At 44.2% G+C, this 26,883-nt stretch carries 27 protein-coding genes, 1 tRNA gene and 5 pseudogenes; 16 read left to right on the top strand and 17 right to left on the bottom strand.

What is annotated here, in order from left to right; translation table 11 throughout:
* The first annotated feature begins 4 nt into the window (after nucleotides 1-4).
* Nucleotides 5-1,777, top strand: coding sequence for an arsenical pump-driving ATPase (arsA, locus tag CPG39_RS08890; protein ID WP_096294294.1), 1,773 nt, complete (start codon nucleotides 5-7; stop codon nucleotides 1,775-1,777).
* A gap of 486 nt (nucleotides 1,778-2,263) precedes the next feature.
* Here arsA and CPG39_RS08895 read toward each other — a convergent pair whose 3' ends face one another.
* The 5 genes from CPG39_RS08895 to aroQ all read right to left on the bottom strand — a co-directional run bounded on the left by CPG39_RS08895 (nucleotide 2,264) and on the right by aroQ (nucleotide 6,518).
* Complete coding sequence (locus tag CPG39_RS08895) at nucleotides 2,264-3,091, bottom strand: zinc-ribbon and DUF3426 domain-containing protein (protein ID WP_096292970.1); 828 nt, start codon at nucleotides 3,089-3,091, stop codon at nucleotides 2,264-2,266.
* A gap of 89 nt (nucleotides 3,092-3,180) precedes the next feature.
* On the bottom strand, nucleotides 3,181-4,098 hold the full coding sequence (gene prmA / locus CPG39_RS08900) for a 50S ribosomal protein L11 methyltransferase (RefSeq protein WP_096292971.1): 918 nt from the start codon (nucleotides 4,096-4,098) through the stop codon (nucleotides 3,181-3,183).
* A gap of 35 nt (nucleotides 4,099-4,133) precedes the next feature.
* The gene (gene accC, locus CPG39_RS08905) at nucleotides 4,134-5,495 is read right to left on the bottom strand and encodes an acetyl-CoA carboxylase biotin carboxylase subunit (protein ID WP_096292972.1); all 1,362 of its coding nucleotides are present in this window, start codon (nucleotides 5,493-5,495) and stop codon (nucleotides 4,134-4,136) included.
* A gap of 25 nt (nucleotides 5,496-5,520) precedes the next feature.
* Entirely contained in the window at nucleotides 5,521-6,000 is a 480-nt protein-coding gene (gene accB, locus CPG39_RS08910) for an acetyl-CoA carboxylase biotin carboxyl carrier protein (protein ID WP_096292973.1), read from the bottom strand.
* Between the two features lie 65 nt (nucleotides 6,001-6,065).
* Entirely contained in the window at nucleotides 6,066-6,518 is a 453-nt protein-coding gene (gene aroQ / locus CPG39_RS08915) for a type II 3-dehydroquinate dehydratase (protein ID WP_096294295.1), read from the bottom strand.
* A 216-nt stretch (nucleotides 6,519-6,734) separates the two neighbouring features.
* On the opposite strand from aroQ, the gene CPG39_RS08920 reads away from it, so the two are divergent.
* The 9 genes from CPG39_RS08920 to CPG39_RS08960 all read left to right on the top strand — a co-directional run bounded on the left by CPG39_RS08920 (nucleotide 6,735) and on the right by CPG39_RS08960 (nucleotide 12,642).
* Nucleotides 6,735-6,810 (top strand) — tRNA-Thr (locus tag CPG39_RS08920).
* A gap of 323 nt (nucleotides 6,811-7,133) precedes the next feature.
* A complete protein-coding gene (locus tag CPG39_RS08925; protein ID WP_096292974.1) occupies nucleotides 7,134-8,207 on the top strand; it encodes a tyrosine-type recombinase/integrase in 1,074 nt (357 codons plus the stop codon).
* A 3-nt stretch (nucleotides 8,208-8,210) separates the two neighbouring features.
* The gene (locus CPG39_RS08930) at nucleotides 8,211-8,969 is read left to right on the top strand and encodes a hypothetical protein (RefSeq protein WP_096292975.1); all 759 of its coding nucleotides are present in this window, start codon (nucleotides 8,211-8,213) and stop codon (nucleotides 8,967-8,969) included.
* 96 nt (nucleotides 8,970-9,065) lie between these two features.
* Nucleotides 9,066-9,323: a hypothetical protein gene (locus CPG39_RS08935; protein ID WP_096292976.1), complete on the top strand. Its 258-nt coding sequence runs from the start codon at nucleotides 9,066-9,068 to the stop codon at nucleotides 9,321-9,323.
* On the top strand, nucleotides 9,313-10,791 hold the full coding sequence (locus tag CPG39_RS08940) for a DUF3987 domain-containing protein (RefSeq protein ID WP_096292977.1): 1,479 nt from the start codon (nucleotides 9,313-9,315) through the stop codon (nucleotides 10,789-10,791). Before CPG39_RS08935 ends, CPG39_RS08940 begins: the two co-directional genes overlap by 11 nt.
* Before the next feature lie 317 nt (nucleotides 10,792-11,108).
* Complete coding sequence (locus CPG39_RS08945; RefSeq protein WP_231990259.1) at nucleotides 11,109-11,348, top strand: hypothetical protein; 240 nt, start codon at nucleotides 11,109-11,111, stop codon at nucleotides 11,346-11,348.
* Nucleotides 11,341-11,526, top strand: a complete 186-nt coding sequence (locus tag CPG39_RS08950; protein WP_096292979.1) for a hypothetical protein — start codon at nucleotides 11,341-11,343, stop codon at nucleotides 11,524-11,526. Before CPG39_RS08945 ends, CPG39_RS08950 begins: the two co-directional genes overlap by 8 nt.
* Before the next feature lie 13 nt (nucleotides 11,527-11,539).
* On the top strand, nucleotides 11,540-11,749 hold the full coding sequence (locus tag CPG39_RS08955) for a hypothetical protein (RefSeq protein ID WP_096292980.1): 210 nt from the start codon (nucleotides 11,540-11,542) through the stop codon (nucleotides 11,747-11,749).
* A 440-nt stretch (nucleotides 11,750-12,189) separates the two neighbouring features.
* Nucleotides 12,190-12,642 carry a Rap1a/Tai family immunity protein gene (locus CPG39_RS08960; protein ID WP_096292981.1) on the top strand — a complete coding sequence of 151 codons (453 nt, stop codon included), beginning with the start codon at nucleotides 12,190-12,192 and terminating at the stop codon, nucleotides 12,640-12,642.
* A 253-nt stretch (nucleotides 12,643-12,895) separates the two neighbouring features.
* On the opposite strand, the gene CPG39_RS08965 is transcribed toward CPG39_RS08960, so the two are convergent.
* A complete protein-coding gene (locus tag CPG39_RS08965) occupies nucleotides 12,896-13,420 on the bottom strand; it encodes a DUF1566 domain-containing protein (RefSeq protein ID WP_096292982.1) in 525 nt (174 codons plus the stop codon).
* 1,015 nt (nucleotides 13,421-14,435) lie between these two features.
* Here CPG39_RS08965 and CPG39_RS08970 point away from each other — a divergent pair.
* Nucleotides 14,436-15,682, top strand: a protein-coding gene (locus CPG39_RS08970; protein ID WP_231990260.1) for an IS3 family transposase whose coding sequence is annotated in 2 segments (ribosomal slippage) — nucleotides 14,436-14,718 and nucleotides 14,718-15,682 — 1,248 coding nt in all. Because the reading frame shifts where the segments join, the coding sequence is not laid out codon by codon here.
* Between the two features lie 12 nt (nucleotides 15,683-15,694).
* Here CPG39_RS08970 and CPG39_RS08975 read toward each other — a convergent pair.
* The 4 genes and pseudogenes from CPG39_RS08975 to CPG39_RS08990 form a co-directional block, all read right to left on the bottom strand.
* A pseudogene (locus CPG39_RS08975) lies at nucleotides 15,695-17,350 on the bottom strand (AAA family ATPase).
* Nucleotides 17,351-17,773: 423 nt separating this feature from the next.
* Entirely contained in the window at nucleotides 17,774-19,483 is a 1,710-nt protein-coding gene (locus CPG39_RS08980; protein WP_096292983.1) for a replication endonuclease, read from the bottom strand.
* A 7-nt stretch (nucleotides 19,484-19,490) separates the two neighbouring features.
* Nucleotides 19,491-19,685: a helix-turn-helix transcriptional regulator gene (locus CPG39_RS08985; RefSeq protein WP_096292984.1), complete on the bottom strand. Its 195-nt coding sequence runs from the start codon at nucleotides 19,683-19,685 to the stop codon at nucleotides 19,491-19,493.
* Nucleotides 19,686-19,866: 181 nt separating this feature from the next.
* Nucleotides 19,867-20,538 (bottom strand): hypothetical protein, encoded by a 672-nt coding sequence (locus CPG39_RS08990; RefSeq protein ID WP_096292985.1) that lies wholly within the window; start codon nucleotides 20,536-20,538, stop codon nucleotides 19,867-19,869.
* A 111-nt stretch (nucleotides 20,539-20,649) separates the two neighbouring features.
* Between CPG39_RS08990 and CPG39_RS08995 the strand changes: the two genes are divergently transcribed.
* Together CPG39_RS08995 and CPG39_RS09000 are read left to right on the top strand one after the other, a co-directional pair.
* Nucleotides 20,650-20,919, top strand: coding sequence for a BrnT family toxin (locus CPG39_RS08995; protein WP_096292986.1), 270 nt, complete (start codon nucleotides 20,650-20,652; stop codon nucleotides 20,917-20,919).
* Nucleotides 20,888-21,178, top strand: coding sequence for a BrnA antitoxin family protein (locus CPG39_RS09000; RefSeq protein ID WP_096292987.1), 291 nt, complete (start codon nucleotides 20,888-20,890; stop codon nucleotides 21,176-21,178). The genes CPG39_RS08995 and CPG39_RS09000 overlap by 32 nt, the downstream gene beginning before the upstream one ends.
* A 137-nt stretch (nucleotides 21,179-21,315) precedes the next feature.
* On the opposite strand, the gene CPG39_RS09005 is transcribed toward CPG39_RS09000, so the two are convergent.
* From CPG39_RS09005 to CPG39_RS09020, 4 genes are all read right to left on the bottom strand, one after another.
* Nucleotides 21,316-21,525 carry a type II toxin-antitoxin system MqsA family antitoxin gene (locus tag CPG39_RS09005; RefSeq protein ID WP_231990261.1) on the bottom strand — a complete coding sequence of 70 codons (210 nt, stop codon included), beginning with the start codon at nucleotides 21,523-21,525 and terminating at the stop codon, nucleotides 21,316-21,318.
* A 35-nt stretch (nucleotides 21,526-21,560) separates the two neighbouring features.
* A complete protein-coding gene (locus CPG39_RS09010) occupies nucleotides 21,561-21,893 on the bottom strand; it encodes a helix-turn-helix domain-containing protein (RefSeq protein WP_096292988.1) in 333 nt (110 codons plus the stop codon).
* Nucleotides 21,890-22,108 carry a type II toxin-antitoxin system RelE/ParE family toxin gene (locus CPG39_RS09015; protein WP_231990262.1) on the bottom strand — a complete coding sequence of 73 codons (219 nt, stop codon included), beginning with the start codon at nucleotides 22,106-22,108 and terminating at the stop codon, nucleotides 21,890-21,892. The genes CPG39_RS09010 and CPG39_RS09015 overlap by 4 nt, the downstream gene beginning before the upstream one ends.
* An 81-nt stretch (nucleotides 22,109-22,189) precedes the next feature.
* Entirely contained in the window at nucleotides 22,190-22,684 is a 495-nt protein-coding gene (locus CPG39_RS09020; protein ID WP_231990263.1) for a hypothetical protein, read from the bottom strand.
* Between CPG39_RS09020 and CPG39_RS09025 the strand changes: the two are divergent.
* From CPG39_RS09025 to CPG39_RS09035, 3 genes and pseudogenes are all read left to right on the top strand, one after another.
* Nucleotides 22,622-23,054 (top strand): annotated as a pseudogene (locus tag CPG39_RS09025) (IS5 family transposase); the annotation flags it as partial. The gene CPG39_RS09020 and the pseudogene CPG39_RS09025 overlap by 63 nt on opposite strands.
* A 257-nt stretch (nucleotides 23,055-23,311) precedes the next feature.
* Entirely contained in the window at nucleotides 23,312-23,506 is a 195-nt protein-coding gene (locus CPG39_RS09030; protein WP_013646347.1) for a hypothetical protein, read from the top strand.
* Nucleotides 23,507-23,640: 134 nt separating this feature from the next.
* Nucleotides 23,641-24,579: pseudogene (locus tag CPG39_RS09035) on the top strand (IS30 family transposase).
* 102 nt (nucleotides 24,580-24,681) lie between these two features.
* On the opposite strand, the gene CPG39_RS15035 reads toward CPG39_RS09035, so the two are convergent.
* The 3 genes and pseudogenes from CPG39_RS15035 to CPG39_RS09050 all read right to left on the bottom strand — a co-directional run bounded on the left by CPG39_RS15035 (nucleotide 24,682) and on the right by CPG39_RS09050 (nucleotide 26,873).
* Nucleotides 24,682-24,771 carry a helix-turn-helix domain-containing protein gene (locus CPG39_RS15035; RefSeq protein ID WP_419866129.1) on the bottom strand — a complete coding sequence of 30 codons (90 nt, stop codon included), beginning with the start codon at nucleotides 24,769-24,771 and terminating at the stop codon, nucleotides 24,682-24,684.
* A gap of 147 nt (nucleotides 24,772-24,918) precedes the next feature.
* A pseudogene (locus CPG39_RS09045) lies at nucleotides 24,919-25,812 on the bottom strand (IS3 family transposase); the annotation flags it as partial.
* 23 nt (nucleotides 25,813-25,835) lie between these two features.
* A pseudogene (locus CPG39_RS09050) lies at nucleotides 25,836-26,873 on the bottom strand (IS30 family transposase).
* Nucleotides 26,874-26,883: the final 10 nt, after the last annotated feature.

A 26,883-nucleotide genomic window follows, 5' to 3' on the forward strand; every position in this document is an offset into this window, starting at 1 on the left:
TTTCATGGCGCACCGTAAATTCCTCGATCAACCGCCGCACTTTCTGTTTTTTACAGGCAAAGGCGGCGTCGGCAAAACCTCGCTAGCTTGCGCCACGGCCATCACATTGGCCGATACCGGCCGACAGATTTTACTGGTTAGTACCGATCCGGCTTCCAACGTCGGCCAAGTGTTCGGCATGACGATCGGCAACCAAATCACCGCGATCAACGCGGTGCCCGGTTTGGCCGCCCTGGAAATCGACCCTCAGGCAGCGGCGCAAGTTTACCGTGATCGCATTGTCAATCCGGTACGCGGGGTATTGCCGGACACGGTGGTCAAAGGTATCGAGGAGCAATTATCCGGCGCTTGCACCACTGAGATCGCCGCTTTCGATGAATTTACCGCTTTACTGATCGATTCGACACTGACTGCAGATTACGATCATATTATTTTCGACACCGCGCCAACCGGCCATACCATCCGACTGTTGCAACTGCCCGGCGCATGGAGTGATTTTCTTCAAGAAGGCAAAGGCGATGCATCCTGTCTCGGCCCATTGGCGGGCCTGGAAAAACAACGCACGCAATACAAAGCGGCCGTGAATGCGCTCGCCGATCCGCAGCGCACCCGGCTCGTACTGGTAGCCCGCGCACAGGAAACCACTTTACGTGAAGTGGCGCGGACACAGGAAGAACTCACGGCCATCGGTTTGACCAATCAATTCCTCGTCATCAATGGCTTATTGCCACAGTCGGAAGCAACGCAAGATGATTTAGCAGCTGCTATTTTCGAACGCGAGCAAAAAACCTTGGCGACCATCCCTGAAATTCTCAAACCTTTACCGCGCGATTACATCGCGCTAAAACCTTTCAACCTGGTCGGATTGCCCGCGCTACGGCAGCTACTGATGGATGAATTACCTGCTGTCAGCGGTAATAATGCGTTGCATCAAACCATGCCATTCCCCGGTTTATCCCGCTTGATCGACGATATTGCCAAGGACGGCAGTGGCTTGATCATGCTGATGGGCAAAGGCGGTGTCGGTAAAACCACCCTGGCAGCTGCAATCGCGGTCAATCTCGCGCATCGCGGCTTACCTGTGCATCTCACCACTTCCGATCCAGCCGCGCATTTAAACGAAACGATCAGCGGCACGATGGATAATCTCCAGGTTGATCGGATCGATCCGCATGTGGAAACCGAACGCTATCGCCAGCGGATTCTGCAAACCAAAGGGGCGCATCTGGATGCAAAAGGCAAAGCATTACTGGAAGAAGATTTACGCTCGCCTTGCACCGAAGAAATTGCGGTGTTTCAGGCATTCTCGCGCATTATTCGTGAAGCGGGAAAGACATTCGTGGTGATGGATACCGCACCAACCGGGCATACGCTATTGTTACTGGATGCCACTGGCGCTTATCATCGCGAAATTTCCAAACAAATGGATAACCATTCCATAGCGCACTACACCACACCGATGATACAACTGCAAAAACCCAAGCAAACCAAGATGCTGCTAGTGACTTTGGCGGAAACCACACCTGTGCTGGAAGCCGCCAGCCTCCAAGCCGAATTGCGTCGCGCTGGTATTGAACCGTGGGCGTGGATCATCAATAACAGCATTGCCGCCACGACCGTCCAGTCACCGCTTTTATGTCAACGCGCTAGTAACGAACTTAAGGATATCGAAGCGGTATCAGCCATTCATGCACAACGCTATGCCGTCGTGCCTTTGCTTAAAGAAGAACTGATCGGCGTACAGAAGTTATTGGAATTATCCGGAGATAACCAATAACCGAACATGTGTAGAGTAATGTCGATAAGATTTATCCAAATAACTAATCAGGCTAGTGGGCGAAAAAATTCTTTCAGAGACTGACTACTTTGCCGCAAGCAACTGAGTTTACGCCAGTCTGATTCACCTCCATTCAAACGGATCTTTGGGTAGTGTCAGTTTAATTGTGTCTTGGGTAGGCATGTAGAATCTAATTTTGACAAGAAATTGCGTAATTAAAATAAAGGATCGAATATACCTGTAAAGCAAGCATACCAAGAATTTATAGATGAAACGATAAGGAATTATTGACACTACCGAACTTTTATTATCGACTTGATTCGAGAACAAGCTTCCGAGATTTATTCCGTTTAATAAAGCCGAATACCTTATTAAGGGGGTAAAAAATAAAAAATTGGAGAAGTAAGCGCTCTGTTCAGAGCAAATTAAGAAACTCGGTCACAGCAGCTTAGCCAGTATCATGTGGTTTCTAATTCATACATGGCTTTAGGGATAGAGCAAGAGCAGGCGATAACCGAGTGCATCCAGTTGGCCGCTGTTAAAATCCAATCGAATCTCTATTTCTTGATGAGGTCGAATAAATTGCAATGACTTATCCATTTCCTGCAAATAATCCTGTGCCGTAAAAATGCGACTGGCAATTAATTTTTCTTGTGCATCCAGCAGCGACAATTGCAACGCAGGCCAGGCTTGTGGAAAAGATGCGTAATTATGAATGGTCGCGTACATCGTAGTCACTTCAGGCTGTTGCGCAGGATTTTTCTGTAGTTCGGATGATTCGATGCCGATCCGGTCGATATCCTGCGCATAAGGCACTGTACACATCAAGAGTTCGCACAGTCGTTCCAACCGGGGTCTGATTTCTGGTGCAAGCATGGTCAGCTCGGTGCGATAGCTATAGGCCATCTGGCCCATCAGGAACAACCCCAGAAGAACATTCACCAACCCCCACTTCAGATACGACCGCTTATCCGGTTTTTCATCTGCAAATAACTGATCTGCAGTAGTTTCTGTTATTTCTGTAGTTTCAGTTACTTCCTGATTCAGGTCTGAAACAACTTGCGGTTCGACCGGACTATCTGAATCCCCGGCAGCAATCTGGTTTTCCATCGCAACTTCAGGCGTGCTGAAGGGTTGCAATGGAATCTGCGAGGTATATTCGATGGCTGATTCGTTGACCGTAATCAGAGTGGCAAATCCATTGAAAATCCGTTGACAGCACCCGCAACGCACATCTCCCCCATGCGCCTGTAATTGCGCGGCATTCACACGGAAGGCGGTACTGCAACCGGGACAAAGTGTTACAAGCGCCATAGGTTATTGCCGGAGTTGGATCATCACGTTAAATTGATCAGTGATTTGTGATTTGCCAAGTCCGAAGATTCGATAAAGCGGTAATTATTTCACCTTTTACATCCGGTTAACAACACCCACCCTTGCTGCTCTTCGCCACTGTACATATCAAACCACTGCTGATAGGCGCGCTTAACTTCTGCAGCTTGCTGCTGCAAGATACCGGACAATGCGATGTAGCCTTGCTGCCGAACCAATTGCGCCAGAACCGGAGCCAGCATGATTAAAGGATTCGCCAGAATATTGGCAACCACGATATCCGCCTGTCCCTGCGGTTGCATATCGCGGGTAACTGCCTGGTGATCGGCTGTAAAAAAGAATTGAAACGCAGGGCAATGATTCCTGACTGCATTTTCCTGACTGGCTTTAATTGCCTGGGGATCGATATCAATACCGGCAACGTGACTGGCACCCAGTTTTAAAGCCGCTACCGCCAATATTCCGGAACCACAGCCATAATCAACGACTTTATCCCCGGGTTGCAAATTTTGATCCAACCAACTGAGACACAATTGCGTCGTGGGGTGGCTGCCGGTTCCAAAAGCCAGGCCCGGATCCAGTATCAGATTAATTGCATCAGGATCAGGTGCCTGATGCCAAGTGGGAACAATCCATAATCGCCGCGAAATCCGAATGGGATCAAATTGTGATTGCGTCAGACGCACCCAATCCTGCTCCTCAACGCGCTCCAAACGAAAATCCAGTTGTCTTTCTGTCTGCACGCTATTCATCACATTGTGGAGAATTTCATCCATATCGACATCCTGATTGAATAGTGCCGAAACTTCAGCATTGCGCCAGATTTCATCGCAGGGCTCTCCGGGTTCTCCAAACAGCATTTGTTCGTCTTGCGTGTCGGCAGCAGCATCATGAATGTCCACCGATAACGCACCCTGCTCCATCAATGCATCACTCAACAACTCGGCATTCGTTGCATCAGCTTTGATAATTAACGTAACCCAGGACATGCTTACTGTGAAGGGCTTATGGCCAAATCCGGCGCTTAATCAGTCTTGGTTTTATTGTGCAATGCAAGCTTCTGTTCCAGATAATGGATTGAAACCCCTCCGCGCAAGAAAGACGCGTCATTCAGCAAATCACGATGCAGTGGGATATTGGTCTTGATTCCGGCCACCACCATTTCAGACAACGCAATCCGCATGCGTGCAATCGCTTGCTCACGCGTATCGCCATAAGTAATGATTTTTCCGATCATCGAATCATAATACGGCGGCACCATATAATTATGGTAAACGTGCGAGTCAACCCGCACCCCTGGACCGCCTGGTGCATGATATTGCGTAATTCGCCCGGCAGAAGGCGTCAGTTTATAAGCATCTTCCGCATTGATGCGGCACTCAATGGCATGCCCCTTGAACACGATATCTTTTTGATGGATCGGTAATATATTACCCGCCGCAACATTGATTTGCGCCTGAACCAGATCGATACCCGTGATCGCCTCTGTTACCGGATGCTCCACCTGTAAGCGGGTATTCATCTCGATGAAGTAAAACTCATTATTCTCAAACAGAAATTCAAACGTTCCTACACCCCGGTATTTGATTCGGCGACACGCATCCGCACAACGTTCACCGATTTTATTACGTAATTTCTCGGATATTCCGGGTGCAGGCGCTTCCTCGAGAATTTTCTGGTGGCGGCGTTGCAGGGAGCAATCCCTTTCGCCCAAATGAACAGCATGGCCATGCTCATCAATCAATAACTGAAACTCAATATGGCGCGGATTTTCCAGAAATTTCTCTGCATAAACGGTGGGGTTGCCAAATGCCGTCTGGGCTTCATTGCGCGTCATGACCACCGCATTGGAGAGCGCAGCTTCGGTATGCACCACCCGCATACCGCGCCCGCCACCCCCTCCTGCGGCTTTAAGAATTACGGGATAGCCGATCTCTTTGACAATCTTCCTTATCTCATCAAGGTCTTCCGGTAACGCACCTTCCGATCCCGGGACGCACGGAACACCGGCACTTTTCATAGCATTCTTTGCGCTGACTTTATCTCCCATCAACCGAATGGTTTCTGATCTTGGGCCAATAAATACAAATCCGCTTTTTTCAACCCGTTCGGCAAAATCCGCATTTTCTGACAAAAATCCATAACCCGGATGAATTGCCTCGGCATCGGTAACCTCGGCGGCACTGATAATGGCCGGTATATTCAGGTAACTCTGTGCGACAGGTGCAGGACCGATACAAACCGACTCATCGGCCAGCATCACGTATTTGGCTTCTGCATCAGCCTCCGAATGCACGGCCACGGTTTTGATGCCCATCGCTCGGCATGCGCGTTGAATCCGCAACGCAATTTCACCACGATTTGCAATAAGAATCTTCTCAAACATAGCTATCCGATCTCTATTCAGAGCATTATTGAATCACGAATAAAGGCTCACCGTACTCAACGGGCTGCCCATTCTCTGACAAGATCGCTTTGATCACCCCATTTTTATCCGCTTCTATTTCATTGAGTAATTTCATTGCCTCAATGATGCAAAGTGTGTCCCCGACTTTAACGCTCTGCCCAACTTCAACAAAGGGGCTGGCACCTGGCGATGCCGCTCGATAAAACGTACCCACCATCGGAGACTTGACTATATGTCCATCGGGGATGGATTTATTATTGGCATCTGCTGTTTCAGCCGATGCATTGACTTCAGAAATTGCCGGCGCTGGTTGCGAAGCCGGAGGCATCACTGCCGCCATAGCGGGCGGCATGAAGGCATAGTTCTGCACACCTGCACCGGATTTACTGATACGCACTTTCTCCTCGCCTTCTGTAATCTCCAGTTCAGCAATACTCGACTCTTCCACCAACTCAATAAGTTTCTTCAGCTTTCTTAAATCCATATCCAATCTCCCGAGACATCGTCTCGCCGTAAGGAAGTTTTATAACTATTGTCAACAACAGATTCTTAAGACGTCATCGCATATTTCAGCGCCAATTCATAACCCTTAGCACCCAAACCACTAATCACACCAATCGCCAAATCCGAAAAATAAGAACGCTGACGAAAGGATTCACGCGAATAAATATTTGATAAATGCACCTCGATAAATGGCAGCTTGACCGCGGCAATCGCATCCCGCATGGCAATACTAGTATGCGTATAGGCCGCCGGATTGATAATAATGAAATTTGTTCCATCATTCAGCGTGCGCTGAATTCTTTCAATCAATGCCGATTCAGCATTGCTTTGAAAAAAATCCAATTTAAACGCAGTATTTTCAGTTAACTTACTTAAATTTCTGTTAATATCTTCCAATGTTGTAACGCCGTATAACTCAGGCTCACGAACACCCAGCAAATTCAAGTTGGGGCCATGAATAATCAAGATATTATCAGCTTTCGTCTTTTCTGAATCCATTTGCGAATTATGTACCGTTGTATCAAAAATGTACAGATTTTTGACGAAATTCGCCGAACTTAAGCGAAAATTGTCAGAAAAATATTGAATTGAGTTATTAAGAAAAAGTTCATTTTGCGACAATAAAAACACAACAAAACACAAACTATTATTCAACCTGTTTCATTTGCCCGCAATTACTCAACCATCTATAATACTTCGCTTGATTTAAGCCGGGCTGTTGTAGCTCAGTTGGTAGAGCAACTGATTCGTAATCAGTAGGTCGGAGGTTCGACTCCTCTCAACAGCACCAATAAAATCAATAAGTTAAATAGAGTGGTGTCTTGCAACCATTCTTAATGGGGCAATTATGGGGCACTAAAAAATAACCAACTGCAATAAACTTTCTAGCTAGTTTTCTTTTTCATTCCTTCAGAATCACACCAAAATAACCACAAAGCCTCAATTATTATTTTCAATTACCCCATTAGTGTCCCTTTGAAATGTTATATACGAATAAGCAACTAATATTTATTAGAAATAATCGTAATTACGTATGAATGCTAATCAGATGTTGTTATTTATTGCCCTTTATTGTAAGCTATTTACAATGATTAGTTACTTGCATAGGCAATCATGGCAAACATCGAAAAACGTATTTCTAATGAAGGAAAAATAAGTTACCGGGTAAAAATACGTTTAAAAGGATTCCCTTCCCAATCTGCGACATTTGAACGTTTAACCGATGCTAAAAAATGGGCACAACAAACCGAATCAGCGATTCGAGAAGGCCGCCATTTTAAAACCACAGAAGCCAAATGCCACACTTTGGCGAAAATGATAGATCGCTATTGCCGGGATGTATTGCCAGCCAAAAAGAGTGCAAAAGACCAAGCGCAGCAATTGTCATGGTGGAAATCTGAAATCGGAAGCTATTCACTTGCTGATGTAACGCCTTCGCTTATTGGGGAATGTAGAGATAAGCTAGGCCGTGAAATAACGGTTCGAAATAAGCTGCGTTCGCCTGCCAGTGTTGTGCGGTATATGGCCGCGCTTTCTCATGCTCTGACTATTGCAGTAAAAGAATGGGGCTGGTTAGAAGATAGTCCGATGCGTAAAGTAACCAAACCCAAGGAATCACGCGGACGGGTTCGCTTCCTATCCGACGATGAGCGAATGCGCCTACTTAAAACCTGCAAGGAATCCAGCAATCCATATCTTTATACTGTTGTTGTACTGGCATTGTCTACCGGAATGAGGCAAGGTGAAATCATGGGCTTGTCTTGGAATGTAGTCGATTTAGATCAAGGTCGGGCAATATTACACGAAACAAAAAACGGTGAACGCCGCGCCGTAGCGATTACCGGCCATGCTTTGGAATTATTGAAAGAGCTTTATAAAAATCGGATTATAGACTCAGATTTATTATTTCCACCTAAGCAAATCACACCACAAAAACCACAAAAAGCCATGGATTTACGCACACCTTGGGAAACCGCCGTTAAAAAAGCTGAACTCAAAGATTTTCATTTCCATGATTTGCGGCATAGTGCAGCAAGTTACTTGGCCATGAATGGTGCAAGCCTAGCCGAAATTGCCGAAGTATTGGGACATAAAACATTGCAGATGGTGAAGCGATATGCTCATATGTCAGAAGGTCATACAGCCCGTGTAGTGGCTTCTATGAACAGCAAAATATTTGGCATCTAATTGATGTTTGGGCATATCGAAGAAACTTATCTAAAGAAATCATGGTTTTCGGACCGAGTTTTTAATTTGGCCTTACTACAGCCTGTTATTGATTCACAAATTATTCTTGGACAGTTTGCTACTAATGAAGAAGTAATTAGAAATTCTCGGAAAGAATTAGAAGCTATTTTTAATAGCTGGAAGGTTGAGTTCGGTAATTTCCCAGAGGATTTATACTATAAAGGACGGTCTATTGATGAATGCCCACCTTATGCTTGCAGCAGTATTGATGTAAATAATTACGCGGATTTATTGCGAAAATTACGCTATGAAGGTTATCCACCTTTATTAGCTATGGACTACAAAATGGGCTATCAATGTGTTTCTGCCATATTAGTATTATCGGAAGCTGCTGAGAGTCGTGTGGAATCAACGATAAAAGCTTATTTGGAGATTCAGCGCTATCAGCGCGAGCTTGAACTGATACAAAACGAAACAAATCGGATAATACATGAATCATCCCTTCGATTTATAGATATAGGTGTTAAGTCGGTTGTAGGATATAAAAATCGGCCGGAATGGCAAGATAAAATTGACTGCCAAACGATTGCAAAAAAATTATGGGAAAAGAATCCTAATATGACAATTGCAGCTATAGAACGTACACCAGAATTAAATCCATACAAAGAGAAATATTCCGGTCGTGAAACTCTAAGAAATTGGATTAGCCAAGTCGATATAAGACCTTCATCAGAAAAAACAGGAAGGCCCAAAAAAAATTAATACCCGTCATCGGATAACGGGAATATATTTATATAATTCATTGCGTTAGGATATAACTTGGCAATTAGCTAAGTTAATAAGGAGTTTACTAACGCAATGGAAAACCAAACAAACACACCTACAAAATCCCTCAACGATTCATGGTTGACTGTCAAATTACTCGCGCAAGCAGAACCAGCTTTTACTGAATCATCTATTCGTAATCACGTATTCAATGCAAATGATAGAAAATCGAGTAAAGGCATTATCAATGGAAACGGTCTTGCACCATATATTCGCCGTGTAGGTTCCAAAGTACTAATCAATCACGGCGGCTTTTTAGCATGGATTGAAGGACAGCAACATGATGAATAAGCCTATACCTGAGAAAGAAAATATCTTGGATAGGATTAATGAATTGTTCAGTGAAAAGCCGTCAATTGATTCGGTACTAGATAGTAATATTCGATATACGCAGGTCGATTTGCTTCAATATATTGATGATGATCACATTCTTAAGAAGCTAAGTATTCAAGTTGCAAAAGAAACTTCATTGCCATCAAGTTCCGTATTTCTTGCTGGCTTAGGGACTTTTAGCTCAGTAGCGGCTCGCAAATACACTGTGTTATATGAAGACGGCACTCCTCTACCTATTGGTCTATATGTTGTTATAGAACAGCCATCCGGTTCAGGTAAATCTAGGTGCTTAAAGATATTCCAGAAGCCATTCTATGATATGTCAAAAGAAATATATGATGAAATTACAATGGGAATGGCAACACTTAATAGCAAAAAAGATAAAGGTGTTTCGTCAAAGGATGAAGATGATGAACTGAGTCAGTTAATGGCAAGGCTTAATGCATTCCAGCCAATCTTTACTACTAATACCACTGCTGAGGGATTAGAAAAACAATTGACAGTGTCCAATGGATTCTTTAGCTGTATATCCAGCGAACAGGGATTATTCAATGTCTTATTTGGCAATTCTTATAGAACAGATTCTAAAGTTAATAATAATGATGTAGTTCTTAATGGGTTTGATGCTGGATGGATTAATAGCGCCAGAGTAACCAGGAAGGGATATTGCGGGCGTGTTGTTGGTAGTATCGTCTGTTTTGCTCAATCAAACAGCATTGAGACGCTGTTAAATTCATCCAATGGCACTGGACTATCAGAACGTTTTCTTATGCTTGTAGAACCCCATAGTTTGGGCAAGCGTGATCATCTGAAAAGGATCGAGCGTAACCACATTATTACAGATGAATATGCTTGGAAATGCAGAGAAATGAAGGATGTTATTGAGCACGCTGTGGAGTTCGATGAACTGAGATTAATCACTATTCCAGATAGCGGCTTTCTTAAAATAAATGAATTTCTTAATACGATAGAAAAAGACTTAGACGATGGTGGTAAATATTCTCATGCTTCATTACGAGGTGCAGCGTCTAAGGTGAATATGCAGATAATGAAAATTGCCGCTAATCTTTGCCTAATCGACAAAAATAAGGAAGAGTTTTGGGAAAGCTATGAAATTGATGACAAGTATATAGATTCAGCCATAAATATTTGCAATACATTATTAGAAGCTCTTCTTAAGCTGTGTCAGACAAAAGGAATTATAGGTACTCGAGCAGAGTTTGCATCGATAATATTGCTATTTGAAGATAATAATAAACCCAAAACTGAGAGAGCTATTATTCAATCAAGATCAAGAGTATCGCCCTTTAAACAGTATTCAGGTAATAAATCAGAATTAATTAGACAAACGCTTAATGAGATGTTAAGCCAAAATATACTGACTAAAAGTTATTGTCATAAAACTAGTTATTACTCATTGCTTTAAATCATAAACCTGTTTCCGATGTTGTAAGCTTTACAACAAACTTACAACACACAATAAGTTAATAAAAATAAATAGTTACTTGATAATAATTATATTTGTTGTAATGTTGTAATAATTTTTCTATTTTCTCATTTTTGACTTTTGATCTGCTTCTACATATATATTTAGGAATTCTTACAACATTACAACAAATCAGCGGAAAGCTTTACCTATATTACTTTTGAATTGTTGTAAAAGCTTACAACAATTTTACAACCCACTACTAATTGAAATTCCAGAGGTCTATTAATTATTTTATGAAAAATAGGGAAATAAATATGCCTGTAACCATTGATATGAAAGGTATTGAGGTAATACCTACCCCCAAGATTAAGCTTGCTAACATTGAGGATTGCAGGCGGGAAATGGCAAGCGTATATAGGGATGCAAGGTCAGGCCGTATTGATTCTCAAGATGGTTCACGATTAGTATATATGTTATCGCAAGTAAGCAAATTGATTGAGCTATCGGATATTGAAAAACGAATTGAAGTATTGGAAAACCTTAACAATGGCTAACTTTAAAATAAGAATTGAGAAATTGGAAAAATTGAAACCAAGTGGATTACAGCGTTTAAGTGATGATGAGCTAAATGCCAGAATCTCAGCAATGTGTAAAACTGAATTACATGATTGGCTAGAAAACAATGATTCTTTGCGAGTACGTATTAATAAACTGATGACGCTGGAATACTAAAGGCAATTAAACAGTGAAGCTTCAAGAACGATTACGCAAGCTAGAAGCTTTAGCAAAAATTGAATCTCAAGAGATTAGGATTCTAAAAATTATCGTTGAGCCTGATGGCACTATTTCGGGTAAAATTCGGCGCGATGCAAGGGGCGGATTCGCTTTTGTTTCGGATCAAGAATTGACCGAGGTGCATGCAAACCATCATTTACTAGAGACTAGGCTAAACTAGCATTATAGAATTAATTGTTTAGTGAGATCAGAAGTATGCGAATACGGATGACTTTAAGTCTCTTAATAATAGCCACATTATCGGGTTGTGGTGACAAATGCCAAGAATACTCCAAGTTTTCATGCAAAGAGATTGAGGTGGCTCTCTACAACGTATATTTTTATTATCCGAGCGGCGTAGCGAAGTATTTAGGCCAAACTAGAGGTGTTTCGCAGTGTGGTAACTTGGCTCACAGCTTTGCATCATCCAAGAGTTTGAGAGACAATGGAAATTATAGCTATATTTGCTGCATGCGCGCCAATGGATCTGAATGCTATGAAAAGCATCGGTGATTTCTTAATCAGAACCTTTTTAACAAGTTATTTTCTTAACCGATATCCAAATTTTTAGCCGAGCAGATATTGATTTTTCTTCTACTAGATTCAACGAACGGGCGGTAAATGCAACTTTTGACAGTCAGTCCAATTAACTTCTTAGGGCTTCTTAAATCAGAAGGATCGTTTCTGAAGAACATAAAAATAAGTCTGCTTGCCCCATTAGTTTTAACTGTGCTCTTCTTTGGAAGTATTGCGAATGCTGCCGACGGAGAGGCCGCCCAACATGTTGAGTTTTGCCGAGCGGCAATTTCTTTTTCGGGACCAGAAACTCCAGATTCAATAGTCGCAATGAATATAGGTTTCTGTTTTGGGTTAATGGAAGGTGTCCGAGGAGGCAATTTCTTTCTAAAGAAATCTGGATCAGAGGTTGCATTTTGCGAGCCATCGTGGTTTAAAAACGATGATTTAGCAAAGGCTTTTGTTGCAACTGTAGACAAAAATCCAAATCTGCGGGAGCTGCGCGGGTCTCTTGCTGCTTTGACTGCGCTCCGTTTTGCATTTCCATGTAGCAAATAGTCAGTCTACCAAGTCATTCAAGCAAGACCTGCTAAAGTGCGCCCTTAATTCAAATGCGAAAAATAAAGCACCTCGCCGCAAGCAGCGGGGTATTAACTGCGCTCTACAATCTGCTGTTTTTCAACCAGCTTTCGCCCCAAGGGGGGGAATTAAACCCGCAGAGATTAACATTCCAAAACTGTTGGATCTAATAAACAATTACGGGAGCTTAAGCCCCCGTTCTAGATTTAATTTAGTACCCTAAGGAAGAATATTAAAATGCTCGAACAGCCCGCACACTTAATGAATAGCTGCTTCTATCAAAACCACCTTTGCTACCATCAAAAAAACTCTGATACCACATGTTTGTTGCATCATATTCGTTAGAGCTCCAATAGCTGTTATCATCAAAACTGCCCACTATTTCTTTTTGTAAATACAATAGGTTCAATTCATGTTTTGAAGGCAAACGCCAACCCGGGCCACGGCTATCAGCCATTTCTTTAGCTACATACCAGTTAAATTGGCCGTCTTCATCAAATGGCTGCGCTGCCAGACCGTGCTGACCCGTTTCATCGACCCAGAACACGATACTGTTATCGGGCAAAACTTCGCCTATTGTGCGAACAGATGGTTTGATATCGCTAATTTTTGAATTTATAGTAGAGATGGCCGCATCAAACTCAGGTTGTGTAACCCTGTGCGGGGTTTTGTCAGCAGCAAAGGCATTGCCATACAGCATGATTGCAATACTGAAGAAAAGTAAACCTAAAGTTATAATGGATTGTTCTTGTTTCATGGTTTTTTTCCTTAATGGATAAATTGGCTAATTTATAAGCATACCCTGTTATTGAGGCCGATTGATAATTCGAAGGCACTTACTTGTTAGAAGACAATTAACCTAACTGTCACATGACTGGATTCTGTGGGGCACAAGTGGGGCACTCACAGATAAAAAACCAGCAAAAAGCACAACAAGCGGCAATAAAAGGAATTGATTAACCCTTTGATAGGATTGCTTTAGATTGTTGTTATGTGTTGTAACTTATTGATATGAATGGATTTGTAATCAGAAGGTCCCGAGTTCGATTCTTGGTGTCGGCACCATAAAATCAATAAGTTGCGTTTAATATAGTATTGAATAATTCTTCATGTAGACGTAATGTAGACAGAAACTCGAAATGAGCTGCAGATAAAAATTACTATTGAAAAATTAATTGTTGAGCTAGTTAAATTCGTAATCAGTAGGTCTGAGGTTAGGCTCCTATCAAAAGCACCAAGAAAATCAATAGATTGCATGAAACAGGTTAAATATTTAAGATACATGTAAACACTGTGTAGACAGCAAATCAGATACAAAAAGAGAATAAAGAAATTCTTTAGATAAGCTGATAACACAACAAGTTGAAAAATTGTTATGCAACAGCGTATAAGAAATTTTAAATTTATACTTTATATATCAGTGTCTTGCCATTCTGAGAGCCTTTTCTAACCATCTTCATCATTCTCGCATAGACGAGGTGTGAACTGAAAAAGATAACGATTTTTTCAATAAATTCCAACGTACGCCTCTCTTTATCCCAGCAAGGAACTTGATCAGCCTAACGGTTGAAATAACCGGGGCGCTTTAGCGCGTCCGAGTTGTCTGAGGTGTTAGCCGTCACTTTCCCCCAGGCGGAAGCGAGAACGTGAATTATTTAGATACGGAAGTATCATCGTTTTTGAGTTCAGCAAACTTTGTGGCCATTGTGGGGTGGAGTTGGAGTTGCCCCCTTTGAACGGACACATTATGTTCTGTTTAAAGGAGAAGAAATATGACACAAAACTACAAACCTGCTTACCCACCGGAGTTTCGTCAGCAGATGGTGGAATTGGTAGCATTAGGCAAATGCCCCAAGCAATTATCCAAGGAATTTGGTTGCCACTACACTTCGATACAAACCTGGTGTCGAGCAGCAGGTGTACCAATTAGATCAAGCCAGACAATTGCTTTCGCTGCAACATCGAGTGTTGTTTCCTTGAGTGCCAACGAACGGCAGGAGCTGCTGGAATTGCGTAAGAAGCTCAAGCGTGTGGAGATGGAGCGTGACATATTGGCAAAGGCTACGGCCTGGTTTGCAAACAACACGGATTGATGGGGAAGGTGTACCAATTAATCAAGGCAAACCGGGCTCAATTTCCGGCTCGTGTTCTATGTGAAACACTTGGTGTATCGCACAGCGGTTACTATGACTGGGCAAAACGCACACCCAGCCGACGGGCCATTACCAACTGTCGATTGATCGAGCAGATCATGGCTATATACCGTACAAGCGATGGTACGTATGGCCGCCCCCGCATTACCGTTGAGTTAGCCGATCGTGGAGTCAGGGTCAATCATAAGCGCGTAGGCAGGTTGATGCGTGAAGCTGGAATTAAAGGAGTGAGTCGCAGGCGAGGCTTTGTGATCACGACTCATCGGAATAAGCGTGACCACCCTGCACCGGATTTAGTGCAACGTCATTTCAAGGCAGCTAGCATCAATCAACTATGGGTTGCGGACATGACTTACATTCCTACCTGGGCAGGGTTTTTGTACCTAGCCGTGGTCATCGATGTATTCAGCCGTAAGGTAGTGGGCTGGTCTTTCGGCGAAACCATGACAGCAAGTCTGGTGATCAGTGCGTTGAACATGGCGTTAATCACTCGTAAACCGGGCAAAGTGATTCACCACAGCGATAGAGGCAGTCAATACACCAGCGTTGATTTCGGCAAACGATGCAAGGAAATGGGCGTGCGTCCATCCATGGGCAGTGTAGGTGATGCCTATGATAACGCAATGGCTGAGAGTTTTTTTGCTTCCCTGGAATGTGAATTGATCGATAGGCGCTCCTGGAAAAATAAAACTGAAGCAAGGCTGGCCATATTCACCTGGATCGAGTCATGGTACAACCCCACTCGCAGGCATTCTGGACTGGGATACTTATCACCAAACAATTTTGAGAGAAAACTGAATGAGAAAAATCAAATCGCGATAGACTACAATTCGCTTTCACAGGTCGAGACTCTCTCGACTCCATGAAAAAAATGTCCGTCAAATTGGGACAACTCCACTGTCGAGGCTGGAAACTGGGTCATCGAAGACCACGATTCGGTCAGTTGTCATCCCGCTGTCTGAGTCGCTGCCTTTAAGCAAATGGTAGAAATAGAGGAAGGTAACGAAGGTCTTCTCACCCTCGCTCAAAGTCGCCTTGGCATCGGAACCATCCGAGCGCACCAGTTTGTAGGATGCCCCACTTGCTGCTTTCGCAAGCTTGAAGCCTTGGAAGCCAAATGACAACAGTAGACTGTTTATTCCGTCAATCGTCGGCTGGATGCTTGTCGTTTGTTTTTCCAATTCGCGAATCTCGGATGTCTTTTTCGCCTTATTCGTTGTCTCCGTTGTAATCTGTGTCGTCATTGCTGCGATGGCCTTGTCCAAGCTATTTTTCTCAGTCTTGTACGCAGCGAGGTCGATTTTCAGTTCTTCAAGAACGAACTTCCATACCTGTGAGGTCAGCGTAGCACGCTCGGTCGCAAGGTTCGCAACCATCTTGTTGTTTGCAACCACTTGGGTGTTGGCCGTGTCAATCAGATCCTTAATCGCAGTGCAGACATTGCTCAGAGATTCCAATTCGACCACCTGACTTGCCTCCTTCTTCTTTCCGGCAAGGCGCTGGTTGTTCAGTAAGATTTTTGCGTCAAGTAGCTCCTTCTCTACTTTTAGCTTCTCGATATCAAGAAATCTTGACGGTGATGCAATGATTCCGGCAAGTTGTTGCTGAACCCGGGCTGCATCGGTGGCGTAGTCCGTGGTGAGGTCGTCAATTGCCTTGCTGTCCATCACAAAGGTCTCATCAAAATACTCATTTAAACTTTGCGCAAATGCGTTTGTCGTTTCTTGTTGACAGAACGAACACACTGCATCATTTACCTCGTAGAATCCCCGACCTTCTCGAACCCAGTCGCTGTTCCCCAGCTTCTTAATCATTGCGGCAATATCAACATCCTCCTTGCCGATAACCCGCTTCTTCAGAATTGGGTTCGCTTCATGTGAGAGAAGTTTGGTGGTATCGGTAACGGGAATTAATGCCTCCGTCGTGGGTGTTGGTCCGAAGATGCTTTCCGCTTTCTTCTCCAACTCTGCCAATGTGAGGAGCTCCGCAGTATTGGACATATGCTCCTGAAGCACTTTGCTTTTGAACTTTTCCGAGCTGTTCCGATACCCCTCGAAGCCGCCTTGTAGTTTCGCATCGTGCTTCTGCTTTTGCGCCCAACACTTATCCTTCAGGGCGGTCTCAATCGTCGCCAACTCTCCTTTCTTGCCACCAATACCATCCGTGCCTTGAAGACACTGAGTGATTTTTTCGATCTTGGTTGTTAGTGCGTCGCGTTCGCTTTTTGCCACCGCAATCTTCTCTAATGTATCGAGTTGCTTCTCGCCCAGCGTAAACACCCCTTTCAGCTCAGTCGATTAGTTGAAGTTCCGTTCCACGAAGTCATGGTTGTATACTAACGGCTGGAGTTTCGTTCCAGCTTTCCATGTGACGTTGCAGGTTTGGAACTTCGTTTCATCCGCAATCACTCTGCTGACCGTGGTTTTTCCTGTGCCGTTTGAGCCGAAAAAGAAATTGAATTGAGAAAGTCCGTTGAGCTGCTCGGGCGTTGTGGTGTAGGTTGCAACGTTGGAAATGGTAATGGATTCAATCATGCCTTATGTGTTCCTCGCACCCACTCTTGCTTCCACCAATAAATATTAGTTTAAGTTTAATTACCATATTCCAGAATAAGGAGCAATAAGATTTTGATAATAACGCAATTTACTAATTAATTATATATTATCCTAAAATGAAACGATATATAGCCCTGCAGATCATGACATGCACGTTTAAACATGGGAGATTCAATCAAAAAAATTCAAATTTTGTTAGCACAAACGAATGTTCCGCTTAATGAGCATCCTTACTATCAGAAATGGCTAAGTTACTATCTATCTAGAAATTACTGTGGCACAGCGATTTGAAAACAACAATGATCTGCACGCATACCGTAAAAGCGTCACGATTAAACAAACTAAAAGCCCATTGGATTTTAATAATAAGATTAAATAGAGTATGAAAATGGAACGGTATATTTATATTCCAGGTTTATTGCAATTCAGTTGCGTACAGTTATTAACAGAACTCCAAGGCGGCTGCGCCGCAAATGCGGCTTCGCGGTCGCTGCCGTTGTCGCTCCCGCTCAGGCGCTTTGCGCTTAGCCATTCAGTCGTTTCTGTATCGACTGCAATTTTTTGAATCTGCCAGTGATGTAGTCGTGTCGGTAGTTGAATAGTATTGGTTTCAATACCGCAGATTTTCTTACCGATTGGGTCACCATACTTGCCCCGATCTTTTGAGTCGATTTTCATCAATTTGATGGGATTGTCTTCGCGTTTAGCGGTAGCACCTCCCATCAGTTGTATAAACTGCCACCATTTGCCTTGATCGGCTGCTTGTTGGGCTTGTTCAAGAATACCTTCCGGTGCGCTGCTTATTCTGCGTAGTTCGCGCCAAATTGAAACGGGTGCACCGCCTATTTGCTGGAATTGCCGGATGCCCCAGGTTGACGCCCAGGCTTCTACCCGTTCCGCAGCTTCCAATATCGGGCTGCCGTCGATGTCTTGTTCCAGGCCGTGACCGTCGATGTTCTTTGAAATGTATTTGGCAATGTATCCTACTGCTGAGCCTTTACCTTTATCGATGGGAGTTGCTTTGAAGCGGTGTTGCTGTGCACCGGGTTCGTCGCCATCGGTTTGCAGTGCATAATGCCGCATGATTTCCCTGACTCTTTCAGTTTGTTCCGACGGCATGAATAGCAGCAAGTGCCAATGCGGTGTGCCGTCGTGTTGCGGTTCAGCAATACGGAAACCGTATACCGGAAAGTTGTCGCGTTTGAGTTTTGCGCGTATTCTCGACCAAACTTTGTTGAGGTACTTTTGCGCTTGCTTAGGCGTAGTGCCGTCATACTTGGTATTACGTTCACCGCTGCCGGAATGCCGGGCATGCATCCGGGATGGGCAAGTGATGGTATAGAATTCACCCACATGCCCCAGTTCATTGGCGATGTAATCAAATCCGAAAATGCGCACCATCAATTCGCTGCGCCGGATGTATGGATTGGCGAGGCCAAGTTCTGACAGCTCACTTAACGTAAAGCACTGGCCGAGTTCATTGGCTGCCAACAATCCATCGAGTACGCGGCGGATGCGCTTCTTCTGTTCCCTGCGTCTTGTCAGTGTTTCATCGCTAACATAGCGGCTGGCACGTTGATGCACCAATCCTAAGCGGATAGCATCCTGTTCCAGTTTTTGCGCATGAATCTTGTGCAATCGCTGCAGCCACCAGGTTTCATCGGTAAGGCGAGTATAGATTCCGGTGATCGTGATGTCTCGATCTTCAAGCGAAGATCGGTCGATTTCATACTTTTGTGTTCGGTGCAGCATCCGGGAAACGGCATGTTCCAGCTTTAGATAAATGCGGCTGATTTGCTGCATTTCCTTGACGATGTTTTTCGCCAAATCTTTCAGGTCGTCATCGCTGGCATTGAGCGCAATGCTATTTTTAGTGATCGATCCGTAGGCATTAAGCAAACCATGATTGGCGCTTTGCCTGCCGTCAAAGATATAAGACTCTTTGTAATCATGGGCAACAATTTTGGCAAATCGCTTGGGCAGTTGCCGGAATATTGGCGCGCGCCAGCGTTTATCATTGCCATCCGGTTCATCGAGTAAACTTAATATGCCCTCGGCAATGCGCTCACCGGGACTGAGCAGTTCATGGGATTGATGTACTGACGTGTGCATACACACCTCAGTACTGACTGGTTGAATAATGAGTACAAGATTCAATATAAGCGAGCAGATCGCTATGACGATAGCGAACTGCTCTGGAGCCTATTTTGACAAAAGGCACCCGCGCACCTGCCCAGCGGTCTCGTTCCAGGAATGCGATGCTGACGCCTAAGATTTGTGCGGCTTGTTTAGTAGAGAGTAAAGGATCATGCATGGTTAACTCCATTTGTGGTTGAAATGGAGTTAATACTGCCGCAACTTGCCGAGAAATAAAAAAGGAGCAGGTAACTGAGGGGTAATTAAAAGTTTCTCTCGAAGCTTACAGATTTTTAAAGCAAGCAATGATGCGGGGCGAGCATTCCCGGATTAAAATTGAATAGCAATTAATTACGCTGCTAATTTCCAAGCTGAGGATCTTTTATCAGTGGAATTTTATATTGAATTTTCGGAGGAGCACCTTTTTTGCGCTTTTTTTGCGGATCAACGCTTTTAATCCAATCTTTGATCGTTTCTTCACCATAATTCCTACCATTGCCAAATCGCTGCAGTATTGTTGATTGAACCATATGGACGGGATGTATAGCGGGGTCAAGTTCCCATAACGTACTGGCTATGGCTTGGCAACGAATACGATCTTCGTTTTCATCGGCTGGCCGGTAGTTTTTAGTTTCCTTGGGGACGCTTGACTCGTAAGGCAATCGCTTGGGTGTCCAGCAAGGCGGAAAATCACAATATGATTTAATGCATAAATCAATCACCTCCTCACGTTTAACATACAAAGAATCCAGATAAGGTTTTTTGAAAATACCCCACGTCAAACAAATCCTTGTCTTTATATAGTGTGGAATATCCTCAAAAATAGTGATAAGAGAGTTGTCTGCAAAGACTACACCGCTACGGGTTCGCGCCGTTATCACTCGGTTTCTTATCGCGATTACTAATCGAATGATGTGTTCTCTGAGTGGAGACGGGATTGCGCTGGTATCAGTTTTGTCTGGATCTAGACCGGCCCAATGATGAGCAAGTTGCCAGACTGTTTTGTAATTGGGGTTATCGTCAAGATACATATCAACTCGTAAACAGTGATCATTGAATAGTTACAATTGACGACTAATAGGTTGGACACTTGAGAAGATTGTATCTTGATAATATAGATAATAATCTATACTATTCAAATCATGAACTTTAGGTGGAATGAAGCGAAACGCAAAGCCAATCTGAAAAAGCACAGCTTGGACTTTACCGATGCTGAAACGGTTTTTGCTGGTTACACGCTAACCAGACCGGATACGCGCTTTGCTTATACAGAAAACCGCTTTTCCACAGTAGGTTTGCTAGGGGTTGAAGTGGTGGTTATTGCACATACTGAGACTGCTGATGAGATTCATATTATTTCCATGCGAAAAGCCGAACGCCATGAACAAAAAAATTACTTTGCCAGCCTCTGATGACTTGGATGAGGCACCCGTCTGGACAGATGATGACTTTAAACTAGCAGTGCATCGAGTCGGATTGAAACCATCGCCACAGAAGAAACAGAAAATCAATATCACGCTTGATCCCGACGTGGTGGCTTGGTTCAAACAACAAGCAGGGGGGCGAGGGTATCAAACGCTTATTAATGCAACCTTGCGAGAAGCCATGCAGAAAAAGACTATTGAAGAAACGATTCGGAAAGTGATCCGGGAAGAATTGCGGACTTCTTGAGAATAATCAAGAAGGACAGAGCAAATCTGAAGTTGCGGTCAAAAGGCGATTTCCCTCAACACATTAGGATGACGCTCAAGAATAGCAATCAAAGTTTTTGCTGCGCCACTGGGATTGCGGCGGCGTTGTTCCCAATCTTACAGGGTGCGGACTGATACGCCAAACAGTTTGGCGAATTCTACTTGAGAAAGTCCCGATTTCTTACGTGTCGAAATGAGAGGCGACATGACAACACACCCTTTTCCTGCTTTCATTTGACGAACAGATTCCAGTAATTCAGCCCCTAAATCCCGACTGTTTTCCAAATCCTCCAGTTCTTTATCCGTTAGTGGTTTCTTTAATTTCATGCGCTGTCTTTATAAATCGGATATACCTGTAAATTTTATGCAGTTTCATGGATCGCTGCATGCACCCGTTCAAGCATTTTATTGGTTACGGTGTTACGGCGCTCAATTTGGCTGACATAGGCTTGACTAACACTCAGGCGCTGAGCCAGTTGTTCTTGCGTAATGCCTGCCTTGATACGTGCTAACGCCACGGGATTATCAACGTAATCTTCAAGAACAAACGGCTCAAAGGTTTGTTCTGCATCTTGATCAGCTTCATAAGCAGCTAACTCTTTTTCGATCTTGTTTTTCAGGGTGCGATAAACCGCTATAGGTAACAAGACATATTCGTCTTTACCTTGGATGGATTTTATTTTCTGCAGTGTCATTTGTAAGCATCCTCACGTGGTTTGATTTTTTCGATGGCAATGATTCTAACGGCATCGTGCCGTTCAAAAATAACGCGCCAATTACCAACTCTCAGCCGGAAATAGGGTTCACCTTCCAGTTTCTTGATATCCAGTGTACTGTCATCAGGATTCCGGCCTAGCTGCTCCAGTTTCTCGGCAATCCTGAATCGATCCGTTCTCGGCAAGCTTTGCAATTTCTTTTTAGCTTGGGATCGGATCAATAAATTATAAGGCTTGCACATATTATAAGTTATAAAATGTTATATTCAAGCGTTTTAGTGCTTCTGGAGTGGCAATACTTTCTTATCATCTTCGATTTTGAAATATCGAAGTAATTGAGAAGATATTTGCTGCATGGGTTTTCGCAAACGCTCGACATCACTGACGATATAGCCAGCCGTCACATCATTCGACATCTTGTGATTGACCAATCGTTTGAGCGCATAAGCAGATATATCGAGGCTTTCAGCAATGGTGATGAAGGTGCGGCGCAGATCGTGCAATGTGAACGATACATCGGATGATTGAATGACTTTCTGCACTTGGCGGCGAGGTTCTATCAAATAACCTGACTTGCCATCACCGGAAAAAACATAGCCTGAGTTTGCTACAGCCATTCTGTTTTCCAACAATTCATAAATAAAGTCTGTCAACGGTAGCGTCAAAGGTTGATGGTTCTTGGTGTCGGTCAATGTAAAAGACCGTTCATTAAAAAAAACGGCCCACAATCCATCGGTAAATCCAGAGGCGGCTGGACCACCAAAATTCATCTGGTTGCCGCAGATTCCAGAACAGTCATAACCTTTGCCTTATCTCCGGGGCATGCGCATGATGCACCGGAAGGGCGGCAACTTTGGCCCAGTTACTTCACCTACTCATCTATTGATGGATCGCGCTTATGAAGGCGACAAAACCAGGCAACTTGCATTGGATCTCGGTTATATCCCAGTTGTCCCTCCCAAAACTAATCGATTGGAACCTTGGGAATATGACCGAGCCATGTACAAAAAACGCAATGAGATCGAAAGATTATTCCGCAGGCTCAAAGGATTTCGTCGAATATTCTCCAGATTCGACAAATTGGATGTCATCTTCCTCTCTTTCATCCATTTCTCTCTTATCGTTGAAGCACTTAGATAGTGTTAACAGACCATAGAAACATAACAAACTATTGGTAATAACGATTGAACAAACTCAATTGACAGCCAATAGTCTGCGTATTTAAGAAAACTTAATTACTTCTCTCTCTTTGTTGCATAAAAGCGTCACTTAAAAGTCATTGTGTGAATATTTTGTAAAATAAATGTGAAGTATTTGTGAATTTAATGTAAACTTTTCGTTAAGTTTGAAATCAAATTATTTCAGATTCTTATTAAACATTTTTTCTGGAGCATAAAATGAGCAAAAAACATGTTAGTAGTTCAACAATTCTATTTAGTTTTGTTTTAGTAAGCGTTCTAGCTTCAATCGGTTTGATTTTATTTGAAGGAATGCACGCAGGGATATTATTTTTTGCAGGTTATCTTGTAGTTGCCGCAATTGGCAGTACTTTTAAAGATAAGAGATATTCATCACGCAGAGCTTTAGGCTGAGCCTTCTTAAACTCACATTAGACCAATATTATTGGCGGATTCAAGTTTGAAGTGCAATTTTGAATAACGCAGGTCAGGGGGGTTGGATGCGGTAGCATCTGAGCCTTTTTGACCAGCCAGTCGAAATTGCAAAGATGAACTACACACACCTAACCCGAGAAGAGCGATACCAGATATACGCCTTGAAGAAAGCGGAACACACACAAAGCGAGATCGCCACCGTCATTGACCGAAGCGTATCAACTATTAGCCGAGAGTTAGCCCGTAACCGCGGGGCGCGTGGCTATCACCCCAACCAGGCGCATAACAAAGCAGTCGAGCGGAAAGCCATCAATGCGCGGGCGATAGACGATGCAGCCTGGTAATTTGCGCAAGAGAAACTCATGCTGCAATGGAGCCCAGACCCGATCAGCAACTATGCAGACATCAGCATTGAGACAGTGTACCAGAGGGTTTATGCCGACAAACGAAACGGTGGCATTCTTTGGAAGAATCTGCGCTGTCAGAAGCAGCGCCGAAAGCGTTATGGCAAGACAGACCGGCGCGGCATCATCCCCAACCGCCAATCCATTGAGCAACGTCCGGCTATCGTCGATGCTAGAAGTCGTATCGGCGACTGGGAGGCAGATACCATCATCGGCAAGAACCACCGGCAGGCCATCGTCAGTCTGGTCGAGCGAAAGACGGGATACACGCTGATTCGCAAGGTGGAGCGGAAGACCGCCGAGGCAGTGATAAAAGCAACCACTCGCCTGCTCAAGCCACACCAAAAACGGGTGCATACGATTACTTCCGACAACGGGCGGGAATTCGCCGGACACGAGGAGATCAGCAAACAACTGGACGCGGACTTCTATTTCGCCCACCCTTACGCTTCATGGGAACGAGAAACGAACGAGAATACCAATGGACTAATTCGGCAGTACTTCCCCAAAAACAGCGACTTCACCACGATTACACGACAGGAGATAAATACAGCAATGGAAAGATTGAACAATCGACCTAGAAAACGGCTTGGATACAGAACACCTAATCAGCTATTCTTCACATCAGGCGTTGCACTTCATATTTGAATCGGCAGTATGAGATTAGCATCTCATTTCTTAACTTTGTTTTACTGATGAATAGCCACCTGCAGTCTCTCTAACACTTTATTAGTCACATGGGTACGTCGTTCAATCTGAACTCACATATGCTTGGCTGACACCGAGTCGTTGCGCAAGCTGTTCTTGGGTAATGCCTGCCTTGATACGCGCTAATGCCACGGGACTATCAACGTAATCCTCAAGGACAAACGGCTCAAAGGTTCGCTCTGCGTCCTGATCGTTTTCATAAACAGCCAACTCTTTTTCGATCTGATCTTTCAGAGTGCGATAAACTGAGGTCGGTTGGCAATCGTGGAGTCCAACGGGTTAAGTGACGAGGAGATTTTCATAATATCGCCGTGTGAAGGCAGCGGGTGACAGGTAGCCAAGACGTGCCTGTTTTCGCTGCCGGTTATACAAAGATCTCGATGTACTCGGTAATCTCCTGAATTGCTTGCGCTCAGGTGCGGTAGCGCCGATGGTGAATCAGCTCATGAGCGTTCCCCAAAAACTTTCCATCGGGGCGTTATCCCAGCAATCACCTTTGCGGCTCATGGATGCCGTCATGCCAAATTGCACCAGCAGTTTCTGGTAATCAGGTGCGCAGTACTGGCTGCCGCGATCCGAATGGAGAATTAGCCCCTTGGCCGGATGCTTGGCGGAAACACTCCGGAACAGCGCCTGCATGACCAGGTTTTTCGTCATCCTCTCGCTCATGGCATAGCCGACCAATTCACCATTGAACAAATCCTTCAGCTCAGCCAAGCACAGCCAGCCTTCGTCAGTCGAAATATAGGTGATGTCGCTCACCCACGCCCGGTTTGGTGCTTCCACGGTGAAGTTCCGTTCCAGCAGGTTCGGTGCAATTGGCAAGTTATGTTTGGAATCGGTGGTCACCTTGAATTTCCGTTTCTGCTTGCAGCGTAGCCCCAGTTTCTTGCGGATGTGCTTGATGCGATCTACACCCACTCGAATGCCGTGGTCGGCCAGATCACTTTGCAGTCGCTCCGGACCACAGGTTTCGCGGGTACGCTGGTGTGCCGCTCGAATCTCGACTTCTAGGCGGGTATTCTCTTTTGCCCGTCTGGACAGGGGGCAATCCCGTCAAGCGTGGTAGCCACTTTCGGATACATCAAAAACTCGACACATCATCGCTACCGGGTACTGCTGTCGCCATTCTTCCATGCGGCCGTACCTCACCGCGACTCCCTCGCGAAGTAGGCGGCTGTAGATTCAACCGATCATTACAACACCGCTAAAATCTTCTCCATAGGTGATAAAAAGTTCAATGTTTTTCTGGGACGTTCATTTAACTCTTTTGCGATCAGATCAAGTTGCTTCTGAGTATAAACCGATAGATTGGTTTTTTCGGCAGATATTGCCTGATTGTGTTGCGCTAATTCCATCCCTCGATCCCAGGTTAATGATTTTTTCAGTTGACGAGGAAGCTCGATGACTTTCTGGGAAATAGCGCCGACCACCGTATGGGTGTCATTTCCGCTTAACTTAACCAGTAACGTAAGCGGGAACTCCGTTCAACTAAAGTGGCCAAGTATAATTTTTGTGTCCCACATATTAGGTCACCTTCCCAGTGCCCTGGGATCATTCGATCGTTCATCTCTGGCGGGCGATCATGAATGGATACGGCATCAATAATACCGCCTCGTGAATTACCTTTGGTATTTAAATATTTAGATTGGCGCATCACCCGTTGAGTTCTGAGCTGTCGAAGCAGCTCTTTTTTAAAGCGCCGCGAGCTTATATAAACAGCGTTTTATAGATGGTTTCATGCGAAATATGCATAGCAGCTGATTTAGGGTACCTCTGTTTCAGCCAACCCGAAATTTGTTCAGGCGACCACTTGCTCGCAAGCTTATCTGAAACGATATTTCGTAAATGTATCTTGTCAGCAAGCTTACAAGATTTCGGTCGTTTAGCTCTATTCCAGGCTTGTCTATCCGCTGAAACCGCACGGTATTTCGACAGGCCGCTATTACGATTGATTTCACGTAATTGAGATCTCTGGCGATGGCTCTAAGCGATAAGTTGGCAGCGATGCCGCGTGATATTTCTTCACGCTCCTTTAAAGACAAATTCCTGGTAGAACGTTTGGGCGTTGATGGCTTTATCCCGCCTGATTTTTGTAAATAACAAAAAACCGAACCAGCATGCTTATTCAGTTGACGACCCATTTCACTTAACGATTTTCCTTGTGACCAAAGATGCCACATCGTTTCCTGTTGAGTATAGGTAGAATTTCGTTTTGATGGTTGATAATTCATGGGCTTAATC

It is taken from the genome of Nitrosomonas ureae, assembly GCF_900206265.1.
Taxonomy (GTDB): domain Bacteria; phylum Pseudomonadota; class Gammaproteobacteria; order Burkholderiales; family Nitrosomonadaceae; genus Nitrosomonas; species Nitrosomonas ureae_C.